Origin of the sequence: Borreliella japonica (assembly GCF_900099615.1) — a bacterium.
GTDB lineage: Bacteria > Spirochaetota > Spirochaetia > Borreliales > Borreliaceae > Borreliella > Borreliella japonica.
Window position 1 is genome coordinate 1 of the sequence record NZ_FMTE01000010.1, and the last position, 14,224, is coordinate 14,224.

General features: G+C 30.9%; 14 protein-coding genes. 1 reads left to right on the plus strand and 13 read right to left on the minus strand.

Annotation, left to right across the window (positions count from 1 at the left end; all coding sequences use genetic code 11):
- A partial coding sequence (locus BLO14_RS05245) for a P13 family porin (RefSeq protein WP_143280328.1) occupies positions 1 to 165 on the plus strand: 165 nt, incomplete at its 5' end.
- A gap of 109 nt (positions 166 to 274) precedes the next feature.
- Here the strand turns inward: BLO14_RS05245 and BLO14_RS06100 are convergent.
- From BLO14_RS06100 to BLO14_RS05310, 13 genes are all read right to left on the minus strand, one after another.
- On the minus strand, positions 275 to 3,514 hold the full coding sequence (locus BLO14_RS06100) for a class I SAM-dependent DNA methyltransferase (RefSeq protein ID WP_200780522.1): 3,240 nt from the start codon (positions 3,512 to 3,514) through the stop codon (positions 275 to 277).
- A gap of 431 nt (positions 3,515 to 3,945) precedes the next feature.
- Positions 3,946 to 4,506, minus strand: a complete 561-nt coding sequence (locus tag BLO14_RS05255; RefSeq protein ID WP_091973736.1) for a chromosome replication/partitioning protein — start codon at positions 4,504 to 4,506, stop codon at positions 3,946 to 3,948.
- A gap of 28 nt (positions 4,507 to 4,534) precedes the next feature.
- Complete coding sequence (locus BLO14_RS05260) at positions 4,535 to 5,299, minus strand: ParA family protein (RefSeq protein WP_091973737.1); 765 nt, start codon at positions 5,297 to 5,299, stop codon at positions 4,535 to 4,537.
- Positions 5,275 to 5,835 carry a DUF226 domain-containing protein gene (locus BLO14_RS05265; RefSeq protein WP_091973739.1) on the minus strand — a complete coding sequence of 187 codons (561 nt, stop codon included), beginning with the start codon at positions 5,833 to 5,835 and terminating at the stop codon, positions 5,275 to 5,277. The genes BLO14_RS05260 and BLO14_RS05265 overlap by 25 nt, the downstream gene beginning before the upstream one ends.
- Before the next feature lie 8 nt (positions 5,836 to 5,843).
- The gene (locus BLO14_RS05270) at positions 5,844 to 6,950 is read right to left on the minus strand and encodes a plasmid maintenance protein (RefSeq protein WP_091973741.1); all 1,107 of its coding nucleotides are present in this window, start codon (positions 6,948 to 6,950) and stop codon (positions 5,844 to 5,846) included.
- Positions 6,951 to 7,283: 333 nt separating this feature from the next.
- On the minus strand, positions 7,284 to 10,439 hold the full coding sequence (locus BLO14_RS05275) for a tape measure protein (RefSeq protein ID WP_091973743.1): 3,156 nt from the start codon (positions 10,437 to 10,439) through the stop codon (positions 7,284 to 7,286).
- A complete protein-coding gene (locus BLO14_RS05280) occupies positions 10,436 to 10,678 on the minus strand; it encodes a hypothetical protein (RefSeq protein ID WP_236736409.1) in 243 nt (80 codons plus the stop codon). Before BLO14_RS05280 ends, BLO14_RS05275 begins: the two co-directional genes overlap by 4 nt.
- 44 nt (positions 10,679 to 10,722) lie before the next feature.
- Positions 10,723 to 11,151 (minus strand): hypothetical protein, encoded by a 429-nt coding sequence (locus BLO14_RS05285; protein WP_091973747.1) that lies wholly within the window; start codon positions 11,149 to 11,151, stop codon positions 10,723 to 10,725.
- An 8-nt stretch (positions 11,152 to 11,159) separates the two neighbouring features.
- Positions 11,160 to 11,984 (minus strand): hypothetical protein, encoded by an 825-nt coding sequence (locus tag BLO14_RS05290; protein ID WP_091973749.1) that lies wholly within the window; start codon positions 11,982 to 11,984, stop codon positions 11,160 to 11,162.
- Positions 11,974 to 12,417, minus strand: coding sequence for a hypothetical protein (locus BLO14_RS05295; RefSeq protein ID WP_091973753.1), 444 nt, complete (start codon positions 12,415 to 12,417; stop codon positions 11,974 to 11,976). The genes BLO14_RS05290 and BLO14_RS05295 overlap by 11 nt, the downstream gene beginning before the upstream one ends.
- On the minus strand, positions 12,414 to 12,806 hold the full coding sequence (locus BLO14_RS05300) for a hypothetical protein (protein ID WP_091973756.1): 393 nt from the start codon (positions 12,804 to 12,806) through the stop codon (positions 12,414 to 12,416). Before BLO14_RS05300 ends, BLO14_RS05295 begins: the two co-directional genes overlap by 4 nt.
- A 15-nt stretch (positions 12,807 to 12,821) precedes the next feature.
- Positions 12,822 to 13,160 (minus strand): hypothetical protein, encoded by a 339-nt coding sequence (locus tag BLO14_RS05305; protein ID WP_091973759.1) that lies wholly within the window; start codon positions 13,158 to 13,160, stop codon positions 12,822 to 12,824.
- 15 nt (positions 13,161 to 13,175) lie between these two features.
- The gene (locus BLO14_RS05310) at positions 13,176 to 14,012 is read right to left on the minus strand and encodes a hypothetical protein (RefSeq protein WP_091973762.1); all 837 of its coding nucleotides are present in this window, start codon (positions 14,010 to 14,012) and stop codon (positions 13,176 to 13,178) included.
- Between the last annotated feature and the right edge of the window lie 212 nt (positions 14,013 to 14,224).

Sequence of the window (14,224 nt, forward strand, 5' to 3'; positions counted from 1 at the left end):
ACAATTGCTGTATCCCACATAACCGGACTTATTATTCCATTTACATTTGCAAATAAATACAACGCAGATCTTAGGAAAAAACTCGGCATTTCCCTTGCGGGTTTTGAACCCAATTTTGATATTGGAATAAACGGATTCCAGCTGTCGTTTAAAAAAAGTTATTAAATAGAAGAGAGCATGCTACTAAGGTCTAAAGAAATTCTCCTAAAAAAGAGAATTTCTTTAGACCTCCATAATTGTAAATGACCCAAACGGACAGCTTTCTCTTAAGCTATTATGCAATCAACCTATTGGAACCCTTCTCACCTAGTAAATAATTCTCATATCCTTTTATTAAAGATAAGATATAATCTTCTCCTTTTTTGTTTTTTAGGACCTTGAAGTCCCTGATCAAATTCGTAAAATCTTCTTTGGTTAATGAGTAAAGACTGGCCACAATGAAATTATTTTCATTTTCTTTTTCTTTAAAAAATTCATCTTCGGCATCTAGATTTAATATTTTATCAACTTCTTCTTTACTAAACTTCAAATATTCTAAGTAAAGTAAATATTCAAAGTTCTCGGGATCATTTTTAGCTATTAGCAAGGAAGTGTTTTTGACTAAAGTTAAGTATAGCGGGTTAGCTAAAATGTCTTTTTCTTCAGGCTGCATCATAGGGCATTGATACAGATATGCTTTTGAAACACTAACAGCTTGAACAAACCTTCTGAGTAAAAAATCAAATGGCAGCGAATTGAAAACAGATATAACAAACAATTTTTTGTAAATAGATATTGGCATTTTCTCATAGTTTACACTTATTGTATTCATACAATAACAATTTCTAGGGGACAAAGTGCTAATCATTGTTCTTTCATTTGAGTTTCTTGCAACCTTTCTAAAGAATACTCTTTCAGTTTGATATTGGTTATCCTTGGCTAATACTTTTTCTAAGTCTTCTTTACTTATCCACAGCAATTTAGAACTTTCTTTTGCGGCTTTATCTTCAAAAAATCTTGAATTAAATTGGTGAATATTAGCCCCACAATATAGAAATATACAGTTTTCATTATTGAATTCTTTTAGTAAAAATTTGAGATTATTCATATCTGCTGTGTTCAAACCCCCTATGAAGTTCATATAATCTTCTGAAAAAGCACTAAATCGACTAAACATCTTATCAATAAGCTTAAGCTCAACGATATCTCTAAATTCTATTATTGACTCTTGAATAGGAGATAGCCTTTTGATTTGAGCTATATCCAATTCAATTCCTTTATAAGCATTTTCATTACCCTCTTTCAGATCACTGGTTATTTCTTTCATGATATTATCGCAACTCTGAATAACAAATTTTACTCTAAATTTTGTTGTGGGTTCTTTAGTATTACTGGTCTGAAATATTGCAAATTTGAAGCTGGAGTTTACGGCGCTAAACCTTTTCTGATTTACAAACTGATACACATAATTAAGTTTGTAATTTGAAAATATATGCTGCCTCAGTGCTTTAGAGCTGAATTCGCACCACAAAACGGAAGGGGTCAAATAAGTTAAGTTGCCTCCAGGCTTCACCAACTTCAAATTGAAAGCCGTAAAATATCTAAAAAGATTGGGATTACCACCACTAGAAAATTCTCTAAACCCCAACCTGTACATATTATTCAAAATCTTCAAGCTGTTCTTTTCCTCATAGTACTGGATACTCAAAGAATGATTATCTTTACTAAGTATTTCTTGTTTTATTTTATTTTGTTGTTTTATACTTAGTTTTCTGTAGCCAGGAATATGTTTTGAGAAAAATTCAGATTCATCAAACTTGGTTTTTTCCCACGGAGGATTTCCAATTACAATATCAAATCCTTCTTGAATATCTGGAAACTCAATCCCATAGTGAAAAAATTTATAGTGGCTGCTTAATTTTTTAATTTTTTCTATTTTTTCTTTATCTTCGTTGGAAATTTTACTGTCTAAAATATTTCCAATCAAATTAACTACGGTTGTAATATCACTAAATTCTATATTCAAAGATTTGTCAAAAGACAACGAATAAAGTTTAATTAAAGAAAATATTATTCTTAAATTATTTATATTTTCATTTTCCTGATATTCTTTGTATATCTTTTTAGATTTTTCTACATCTTCTTTAGTAGTATCGTTAATACCTTTGATTTTTTGATAGATATCTTCTAAAATAGTCACAATTTCGTTAATCTTTTTTACAAATAACAAGCAGCTACTTTTAAATTCGCTATTCAAAATATTAAAAAATTCATCTGTGGTATACCCTAAAAGGGCATTTCCTACTTTTATTCGGTTGGTAAGAAAGCTTGGTGGTGACACAAAAATAAAAACACCAATCCACAACCTTAGCATTGCGATTTGTGCAGATATCTGATCAAAATCAACTCCGTAAATACATTTTCTAAGTAATATTCTTTTGAGGACAATCTTCTGGCTTACGCTGTCTTGAATGTTATATTTTTTAGCCTCGTCAATAACATTTCTATACTCCATATCCAAAATTTTTTTTAGATCTTCAAATTTGTCAAGACTGTACCATACTTTTTCTGTTAAGTAATCTAAACAAGAAATTAACAAATTGCCTGAACCGCAAGAATTATCAATTATTTTTATATCTAAAGGGAATTTGGTTTTAAGCTGTTCTTCAACCGCCGACGCGGCCATAAAATCAGCCAAGTCTTCTGGGGTATAATATGCACCACTTTTTTTTCTATCAAGCGATCTAGATGTAAGATAAATATTTCCTTTATAGTAGGTAGCGACTTTGTTTACTTTCTTGTTTTTAAGCTCATCTTCAGTATGAATACAATAAGTTCCTTTTTCAATAATGCGGTGAATAGTAGTATCTGCGATTCTTAGATCATATCCAAGTAAATTTTCGTACAATTCTCCGAAAATTCTGGAATCTAACTTTGAATACGCTACAAATTTTCTATCTTTTGCATTTTTTTCTTCAAAGAAGAGTATTTTTACTAGTATTTCTTCAATTTCACTACTACTTAGCAGACTTTCATTATTTAAATATTTTACCTTATCCTCTGCAAACAATCCTCCATTGAATATAGGAAATTTTACAGAATCACTACCTTCATGGAAGGTGGTAAAAATTTCTATTATTTTTTTATATCCTAATTTCTTTTTTGTATTTTCATCATAAAAAAAATATCTAAAAGATATAGAAGATCTGTATAGCTTATTTCCTTCTAATATCTTATTGAAGATATCATTATCTTCAATATATGCAATAAAAAATATTCTTAAAATAAAAATAATCGATTCTTCAAGAATGCTAGCTAAAATAGACCTAGAAATCTCTTTGCCCTTTGCTTTGAATTCTTTGTCATATATATTTTTTGCAATTCTAAATACTATAGAGTCGTCAGGCCTCTCGTAAAGAATCTCTCTTAGGGTTTTTTGAATTTTCTCTTCTTCTTTGGCTAGAGCATCCTTTGCTAATTTTTGGGCGAATGCTGTTGAAGCATTTGTTTTTACAATATTTTTAGTTTTCATCATAGCATTTTACATTTTTATAAAAAAAAAATCATCATAGGATATGAAAAAATTTTTAGTTCACAAATGCAAATTTTTTTCACAAAACAAAATTGAAAAAGATGTTGTGTATCTTACAGTGACTATAAGATATGAAAACTAAAAAGCATCTTTATTTTAAGATTTTACTTGAAAAAAGAGCCTATTTTGATTTTAAAGCTAAACGTGCGTCTCTATTACAAACAGAACGGCTCACATTCAGACCTTGGTTGTAAATTCTTTTTAAGAGTTTACAACCAAGACCTGAAGCCTTTGAAAATCGAACACTAAAAAAATCGGGTAATTATTAAATGAATAATAATTAAGCCAACAACAATTAGAATATACCAAATTCCAAATAAAATCAATCCTTATTGACAAAATTTTTACTGAAAATGGGGAAATATCCCCTGTGATTAACCTCGCGAACTTTCAAATTCTTTCATAAACTCCTCTAGTAAATCTTTTTTATATGTAAAAACCCTATCTAAAAAGTAACTAGTAAATTGGATATTTTTACCATAAAAATCATAACTTTCCTGATTTTCAAATTGAAATCTCAATATCTTTGCCGGATTTTCTTTTGCAATACTTTTATCTGTGTTAGATTTTTTAATTCTATTATATGTTTCTGCAAATCCGAATTGCTTTATTTCCTCTATTTTTAAATCGCCTGATAATACTTTCTTGTAAAGCCTTAAGTATAAGAATGCTTGGGTTCTTCCTATTATAAATTTTTTAAGAAAATCTTCAAATTTTTTATATCCATCAAGTTGATAAAGTTTTTTAGTCCTTATTTTATATAAAATCTCCATTAATTCAATTTTATTGTTTACTTCACTTATAGTGATTCTTCTTATTTGATTTTTATAACTTTCATACTCTATTTCATCATCTTTATCACAACTATTTTTAAATTGATTAACACCAGTCTTCCTGTTATTTAAAATAATTTCTTTTCGCTCCTTTTTAGACATTATTACCTTTCCTTTTTAAAAAGTACGCTTAGCGTACTTTTATTATTTTCTCCAAAGCTTCCTGAGCCTCTTTATAATACATTGCCTCAACATCAGGCTCTTTTAGTTCATTAATTAAAACTTTAATACTGTTAAGGCTGTGGATTTTACCTTTAATAAGGGTCCCATAATTCTTAAACACTACCTCTTCTACATCTCTAAAAGTATTTCTATTTTTAACAAACTGATTTTCTACTATTGAAACATCTATTTTTTTATTTTTAAAAATATCAACTTCTTCTATTGCATCCATTAACATAGGGAATGCTTCAACAGACCACCTTTCGATTTGAATAGGTATAATAACCTTATCTGTAATATTTAAAGCATTGTATAGTAGGGGCCCCAAACTAGGAGGTGTGTCAATTATTATATAATCAAAATCATTATTAGATAAAATTTTTTTTATACAATGTTCCAATAATTGTTCTTTATATCTTTCGTCTTCTTGTTCAAATTTACATAAAATTGGGTGAGAAGGAATAATATACATTTTACTATTTATTTTGTTTAAATACTTATTCAGGTCAAAATTTTTATATTCTTTAAACATGTAGTATACATTAATACCTTCAACACCCTTTATATTCTCAATAAAATAACTAGTTAAACTATTTTGGGGATCTAAATCGATCAGTAAAACTTTTTTATCAAAATTTTTTAAAATATGGCTAAAAATGATTGCTAACACACTTTTACCAACTCCACCCTTAATTGATGCGATTGTTATTATTTCTGTTTTTTTTCTATCCATTTTTTTATAATCCCTCCATTTGGCAACTTTTTATTGTAAAACTTGCATACTTCTCTTTCTAACTTAATTATTGATTCAAGTAAAGATTGATTATACTGTGTTTCTGATTTTTCTTTTTTAATTAAACGAGATATCCCTTTAATATAGCAGAAGACACTCCCCTTTCTAAATCTAAATTCTATATAATAAGCCTTTGAAAATGTATATGATTTTGTGATATCGTTTTCTTGATATTTTGTTACGATGTTTTGTATTGGCTTTCTGTATCCATAATAAATACCTAAAAATATATCATCTCCTTTTAAAGAAAACAAATTAAATTCACTAATTTTTTTTTTATTAAATAATCCTCTAAATGACATGAAGAATTTATTTTTCTGATTTTTATTGACACCAAATGCATATAAATCATTCATTATCCTTGTATGATATATTTTTCTATCATTATTCTCTTCTATTTTAATAAAGATGCGAGTTTTTTTATTTTTTTTAATCATTGATTTTTTGATCTTGATAGGTTCCAATACATTCTTCACAACTAATCCTAATTAGCGTTTTTTTCAAATTCTTTTGATTGCGAATAACATTCATTGGTCTCTATTATTTCCAGAATCTCATAATAGTAGTGATTATTAAATATCTTGCTATATTCTAAACTATTTTGCTTATCTAAATATTTTTTTAATATCGGTATTAAAATATCAAAGTTTACTTTATTTTTTAATTGTTCAATGAGTATACTGAAAACATTGTTTTTAATATTTGTTTTATTTTCTTTCTCACTTATTTTTATGCTTTTAAAATTATTCTTTAGTTTTTTCACTATCTTTTCTAAGTCATCGTATTTATTGTTTTCTATAATGAAGTGTGGCTTGTTTTTATATTTTTTATATATTTCTTCGATTTGTATTTTTAATTGTTTGCTATCATAATTTTCATTTTCCAAGTCATTTTTTATTTTGTTTAGTATTCTACTTAATTCTTTTTGCTTATTTTTAAGCCTTCCTACCGTTGTTGACTTAATATTGTAGATCCTTCTATATATGTTTTTTTCATTTAAATTTATCGATTTTTTTATCATTTTACATACTTCAATTATTCCTTCTTTCCCTAATCTTAGATTTAAAATAGAATGAAATATATTCGATTCAAAATTGCATTTTCTTATGTATTTTCTTATTTGGAATTTTTCTATAGTTTTGTTGTTTTTTTCTTCTTTATTATTATATGTATTACAATAACACTCCTGTTTTTCTACATTGCTATTTTTAATGCAATTCTTTTCAAAATAGGAATTAACACGGTTTTTATATTTATTCTTTTTTTTATCTTTAAAATGTTTATTAACTATACGGTAACACTCTTTTTTAGGATATTTAAGTTTGTAGTAAACTTCGGTACCCATGTTAACACCCAAATGTTTATAGTAATTATTAGTTACCTTAAAAACTGTTTCTAGTTTGTAAAGATAGCTTTGTAGCGTTTTAATTTTAACTTCCCTTTGACCATTCCTTTTTATATTGCTATTAAAATAATACAGTATGTCACTTTGAGTATATTGTTCAAGGTTTGAATTTGCATAACTTAATGTAGATATTAAAACAATTAATTTGTGTTGGTATTTATTGCTGTTAATTTTTATATTTTTCATTTTTTACCTCAATTTTTTTCGTGTACAAACTATAATAATAGTCCTATTATTATTATAGTCTTCTATTAAAAATAATAATAACTCAAAACATAATAAAAAGTAAACTTATTCAACTAAAATGATGAAATTTTTTACTGAAACTCAAAAAGTAAAAAAATGTAGTAGGTATATTGTATGACTATTAGAGCGCAAGAAAAAGACCACTAGCAAAAGCTAATGGTCTTTTTCAAGGTGTTGAAAGTTCAATAATAAATTACGAACTATCAACACTAATAATTATATACTAGTAATTGTAAAATACAAAGTAGTTTGAAAATTTTTTTACATTTTTTTCTACTCTGCCATTCTAAATCCCATTAGATGTTCTTTTGATTTTAGCATTCTAACTAGTTTTTCAGCATCAAGTACATCGCCATTGAAGTTGTAATTGAAATTTTGGACAATTGTTCTATTCTCGCTTTTTTGTAATTTGGCAATTTCTTCTGCAATAATTTTAGCTTCAAGTTTGCGTAGATTTTCATCTATTGGTGCAGGAGTGATTCTTACTAATTCGGGTTGGCCAAATTCACTAGACATTACGCCTGAGTTTGGCATATATGTCGGTCTATTAGAAATAAATCGTGCACCGCCACTAGCAAGTTTTATCTCTTCAATAGATCCTGCTGATTTTACCGCCGCAATTCTTTTTAGTATTTCATCTAAAATTTTTTGCGTCTTTTCTAAATCACTAGCTTTTGAGAAGTACCATCCAGTTCCAAAGTATCCTGGCTCAGCATTTACCTTGTCAACTTCAGCCTGTGCTTTGATTAGTTCGGGCTCTAGTTTAGAAAGTTTGTTTTTGCGTTCTACTTCTAGTTTTTTAGTCTCTTCGGCCTTAGTAAGCTTGGTGGTTTCTATATCTTTTTTTGTTTTATATTCTGTTTGTACATCGTGTAATCTTTTTTGAAATTCTTCACCAGATATTTGTCCTTTACTTTGAGCCTGTTTTAGAAATTCTATTTCTTTAGAATATTCATCATCTAATTCACTCAATTTTTCTTTTCTCATTGCAATTTCTGCATCAAATTTCTCTTCAAGCTTCTTCAGCTCAATTTCACTTCGTTTTTCAAGTTCTTCTAAATCTTTGTCTCGTTGTTCTTCGATTTTTTTCTTTTTAGCCTTACTGAAACCAGTTATAAGCCCCCAAAAGAAATCCTCTAATTGATTTACTAATTCTGCCAAAGCTTTACCGGCCGGTCCAAGGAGAGCTTCTCCCACTCGTATCCTCAAATCTCTAAATACCTCGTACGCACCTTGTATTGCATAGTCTAAAAAATAATCAAGGCCCTCCTCAGCAAGTTTTTCTCCCCCTTCCTTATTCAAAATTTTGCCTGAAAATCCCGTTAATTTGTCTATGTTATCTAAGAGTTTGTCATACAAGCTTTTTACCGTATCCTTAGCTTTCTCAGCCATTTGTTTTAGTGTGTTTTGGTTGGTTTCATTTAGCTTGTCGAATTGCGATTTGTGATCATCTACGAATTTTTTGTACATTGCTTGGATTTTGGATGCCATCTTTTCCTCAGCACTTGCTCTTTCTTTTGCTGGAAGCAGCATTGTTTCCCACTCTAAGGCTAGTATTTTTTTTTGTAGAGCTTTTTGAGCCTGGACAAAAGATCGATCCAATGCAGCATTACTATATTCATTAACTTGTTTTTCGAGTGCGGCTACAATTTTCCTGTTAGATTCGTTTAGAGTTGTGAAGCTTTTTCCATATTTTTCCACAAACTCTTTGTTTTTTTCGTTAATTTCATCATTTAGTTTCTGTAACGCGCTTTCTTGATCTGCATGGGGTAGGGTTAGTAGTATTTCTCTTTCACGACTTTCTTTTTCTTTTAGTAACTCTTGGTACTCATTCACAAAATCATGATTAGAGTTATTGAATTCGTTTACTGCTTTTTCAACCCCGACTAAAATTTTCTTGTTCTCCTCCGATAACTCGTCAAAACTCTTGGAGTACGTCTTTAGAAATTCTTGATTTTTGGTTTTGATAGTCTTTTCAAGATTCCTTAAGGCTTTTTCTCGCTCCACGCCGACTTTACTGTAAATTTTCCTTTGGGCAAAAAATATTTCGTCTTGCAATTTCTTATAGTCCTGCTCCATCTGTTTGTTGTAATCGGTTTTTGCATTTGGGTCAACTTTCTTATCTCTTTTGGGTTCGGGGCTGGGAGTGTCTTTTTCATCTTTTTCTTTTTCGGGTTTTTTGGAAAGCCCCACAAATTTTTTAAAGCCTTCCCAGGCTTTGACTGTCAAATCTACTACTTTTTGGATCAATTTGATGATTGGGTCGAACGCAATCTTGAAACCCTCCACAAGCTTTCCAGTAACATATACCACAAGTTCTGTAAGTTTGTTAATCAGGTAAATAACCGCAGAGGTGACTTTTGTCAAAGGTTCCAAAATTCCTTTTATCAGAAATTGTTTTACTTTTTCAAATCCAATCATCATTGGCTCTAAAGCTTTCCCAATATCTAAGAAAAGCTTTTCGCTCATTTTAGCAGTTTGTTGTTGAGCTTGGGCTAAAGTTTTTGCTTCTTTAGCGGTGTTTCCGTAAAATTTACCACCTTCGCTAGTAGCCTTAGAAAGAGCCTTATTTAAAGCCTCGAATCCTATTTGTCCATCGCTCGCCGCCTTATATAATGCCTCTCCAGCTAAACCAGCTTCTTCTGCTAAAATGTCTGCAATATCAACACCAGCGTCACGAAGCGCATACAAATCTTCTAAATTTACTTGATTACTAGATTCTACACGAGAATATACTTCTGCTAATTTCTCAAGCCCCTCGCTACTTCCACCAGCTGCCTCTCCAAACATTCTAATTCTTTCTTCAACTTCACTTGCAGTTGCACCGTAAGAAAGCATTGTTTTAGTAGCATTAGCAATAGCGTCTCTAGTAAAAAGAGTTTCATCGCCAAAAGCCCTCATGGATTCTGCTAAAGATTTTCCAAGGTCTTCGTTTCCAAGCATGTCAGAAAACGTTGACACTTCTTCGTTGAATTCATCAAGAGCATCCATGGCACCATCAAAAATTCCACTTATTGTAGAGCCAATTGCTTGTAGAGCCTTTACAGCTATAATAATTGGGGCAAAAGCTGCCAACATTTGGTTGAATGCTTCACCGGTTTTGTTTGCCAAATTCTTTACATTTCCTAAGCCTTTTCCAACACTTTTTAGAACTTTGCCTATACTTTTCATGCCGCCAGCTTTAGAATTTACAGAATCAACAGAATCTGCAAGAGATTTGAAGTTTTTACTAGCATTCTGCGAACTTTTGTTTAGCGCTTTCTCTAGATTGGATCCAGATTTAGCAGATTTTTCTAATTTTGACTTCAAATCATCTAGACTTGCAAATTTTTGTTCTGCAATTTTTTTTAGCGTTTCTGCTATTGCGTCCAGCTTTTCATTGTTTTTGATTGACATTGATAATGGAATGATTATTTCGTCAAGTTTCATTTTCTCATGCTCTCGCTTTCAAGATTTTTGATGTAAAGGTTCAGTTCGTTAAGAATTAACACAAACCAGTAATTTTGCTCAAAAAGGCCGCCACTATAAGGCAAACTTCCAATATTTCTTGAAAGTAATGCCTGATTGAGTAAATGTAGAATTGCGTCTTCATTATGTTTGATCCAATGAAGTTCCTTTTTCATATCTATTAGCAATTCTGAATCGAGTCGGTCCGCATATTTGAGCACTTGGTCATAGTGATCTTTTTTTGTAACATAAGCAAACGCAAGTTCTACTTTTTTGAAACACGCTCAACCCTTAGAGTATCTGCCAAAAAGTTAATCTCAATTGCAAGATTTGAAAGCATATCTTGAAACAAAATAGCATCTTTTTCAACCATCTCTTTAGTAATTAATTCTCCTTCTTGATTGTAAAGTCCAACAAATTCTACTACATTTTCATTCCAAATTTTTTTTACGAATTGAATTTGAGCACTTGTTGACTCAATCATAGCATTAGGATTGTTTTTGCTATTCACCCCATTCAATTTTTTGAAAAGTTCGATTTGTCTTGCTTTCAGCTTTTCCACAAACCCATAGTTAACATCTTGTAAAATTACGAATGCTTTATCTTCTTCTTTTACAATTTCTTTACTGTTTCTAATGTAGTCTGGAATATAAGGTAACATTACCCTACCGCTCACATTCACATTGACTATCATCTTGCCTCCTAAATTTCAAAAAATGTTGCGCCTTGAATATAATCGTACGAAAATGATATTAGCGGTTTCGTAAGTGTAAGCTGGCACTTTAGATCAATTTTTTGGTTATTCAAATCTTGGCCTGGACTGTAAGTTGCAATCTGCCCTTCTCCTACCATGAATTTTGTTCTTTGGTCTTGATTTCCAATTTGATTTACAAAAAGTACTGTAAACTCGTAATTTTTAGGTAAATTGCGATTTCCAAGTTCGTATTCACTGCTAGAAGATTTTTTTGAAACATCAAGGGTTATGAAATGCGACCTCTCTATATAAGTTTCTAAAAGCTCTTCCTTGTTAGTAGAAGTCTCTCTAAGAGAGTAGCCGCTAAACTCAACAGTTTGTTCTGGAATTCTTCCAATTGCCGTGATTGCGCCGCAAGTTGTTTTTAGAGTTTCTGTTGCTTTTGTCGAACTAATTGTGTACGAATATCCAAGACAGTAAGTCTTGAAAAGTAAAACATCAATTTCATCGTTATTGTCGCAACTATCACATATTTTTTTTGAAAATTCCTTATGGTAGTATATGATACTACCTTCTTTCAATTTCAAATCCGTCGCAAGTTTTGATTTACTATCAATCTTTTTAACTCTAAAAATGCACTCTTTGATTGATTTCCATTTGCTAGGTTTTTGAATGCTTGAGCTCAAATCTTTTACAACTAAATTAGTAGGATCTGTTCCAGAAGGTTCATTATTGTTTTTGATGTCTGAACCCTTGAAATTCCACTTGAATTTGTCAATATTAACAGCGACCAGCACTGCGCCTACGGGCATTCTTAATTTTTCAACTGCCATTTTTACCTCCACAACAATTAATATAATCGCTACCATCCATCCTGATCCACAAAGTTGTATCAACCAAAGTTACCATTCGTGCATCAGAAGTTTCGTCTTCAATTTGGGAATCGTCAATGCTGAAATTCCTCAAGGAATATTTCAATATTAGAAAAGACACAATTATATTTGCGATCTCAAGACCCAAAGTAGGACGCATGTTGCATTCTGTGTAAATTACAAATTTCGGAGACAAAAGCATCGAATAATTTCTGCAATTATTTACAATTTCTCCCGTGCTCTTTACCGCAAAGACAATTGATGGTAAATCTTTGGTTGTGCATGCAAACATTTCAGATTTGTAATATACTTTTGTCGTTGTTTGTTTGCATTCAACTAAGTAATTTTTCAAATTTTTTTTTAGATCAATAATGAATTTTTCGATTAATTTCATTTGATTAATTTTGCAGCCTCTTCTGCTAGATTTTTTTTCCAATTTACATATTTGTTTTTTAGTTTCTTCTTCTTAATAGAGAGCCAAATGGGTACTGCTGAAGATTCTATACCCTTATATGCTGCCCAACTCTTGATTTTTGTTAGACTTGGAGCTGGTGAATTATTTTCATATGCCTGTCCTGAGTCTAGAAATTCAGAAAGGGGTGAGTTTACTTTTACTTTCAAATTTGCTCCAGAAGAAGTTTCTTCTAAATCAATATTTGTTACATTTGACAATCGTCCGGGGACATGTGATTTTAATGCTTGCGAATTTTTTCTGACTTTGAATCCCACAAAACTTTTTGCATTATCAAATATAGATTTTCTTATTTTTTCTCCAATTTCCATTTGTTCTCCTTTTGATTAACCAATGTAAAGGAAAGGACAAGAATCAATACGCGGGAATAGGAAATCAAGTTGAGAAAGTAAATACTTGAACTTACACTCTTTTTGATCTCCTTTACACCTAATATTGAAAACTTCTAAATACAGAACATCAAGCAAAATTATAAGCCAATTATTGTAAGCAGCCCCCATATGGTACAGGGCTAAAATTTTCTTAGCATATCTTAACACCTCAAGAAGTTGTACTTTGATTTCATCTGAGATATTAATGCTTCCGTCTTCTTTAGTGCATTCAATACGTAAAGATTCTATCTTAGTAAGGTTAATCCACATAGTAAGGTAGTCAAGTTCACCCATTTGTTAAGTTTTTTCTTAACTACCACTAGGTTTTGTAACTTCAATTTCGACAACTTCTCTGGGTTCAAAATGAATTACTCCCGCTGATTCCATTGAAGAGTGAATGTAATCACCATCTGGTGCTGCAAATTTTCTGAAGAATATTTCTGTCAACATTGGAACAAACATAACTTCTGGGTTTGGTTCGTACAGTATAGGGTGTTTTAGCCCCTTCAAAACAAATGTTATTATGTTGTGGTCTCTTTTTAGCGCCTCTTTGACTATTACGTACTGAGGTTCGCTGTACAACTCTAGTAATAGATGAGAATAATTGTGTGGAACTAAAAGATGGTAAAACCCATCAAGTCTTTCTTTGTATTTTTCTGACTCGCGTTTTGCAAGTGTTGCTTTTTCGTACAAAGTATACCCGTTAACCAGTGTCTCAACAGTAACTTTGCTCTTACCCTTAAGATTCGCTATTCCTTCCATATTGATGTGTTTTTTACCAAAAACAATAGAATGAAACGCATCTTTCATCAGACCAAGCTCTAGATTAGCTTTTACTTCGTCTGCAGTTATTGTTCCGTACATTAAGTCTTTTAGTGAAATTCGCTGAACTGTTTCAAATACGTGCATTTTGTAGGCCATTTCCTGGAAGAAAACGGTGCTTTTCCCAATTTCATTACTATGTTCCCCAAAAGTTGCTGTAACATTGTGGTCAACTTTCGATTTTCTCACAATATAATATCCCTGTCTTAGATCATTTTTGTTGATCGCCTTGTACGGCACAAGTTGTTCAAGACCATTGCTTGCAAGTTCTAATATATCTCCGCTATAACTGCCGCTTGCTTCTTCAAAAATACTTCTACTCAAAATTTTCCTCCTATTATCTCATAATTTTTTGGGTCTACGCTAATTTTCTACTGCCACTGTTTTCATACTCTGGGCCAATGTTTACATCAAGCAAAACCACTTTGCTACTTTGTTCAAGGCTAACATCTTTGATTCTTCCAACTTGAGTAGCCCCTTTGCCATCTTTTACTAGCTTGCCTGCTTTCAAGAAAACGTAATCTCCAACTTTGGGA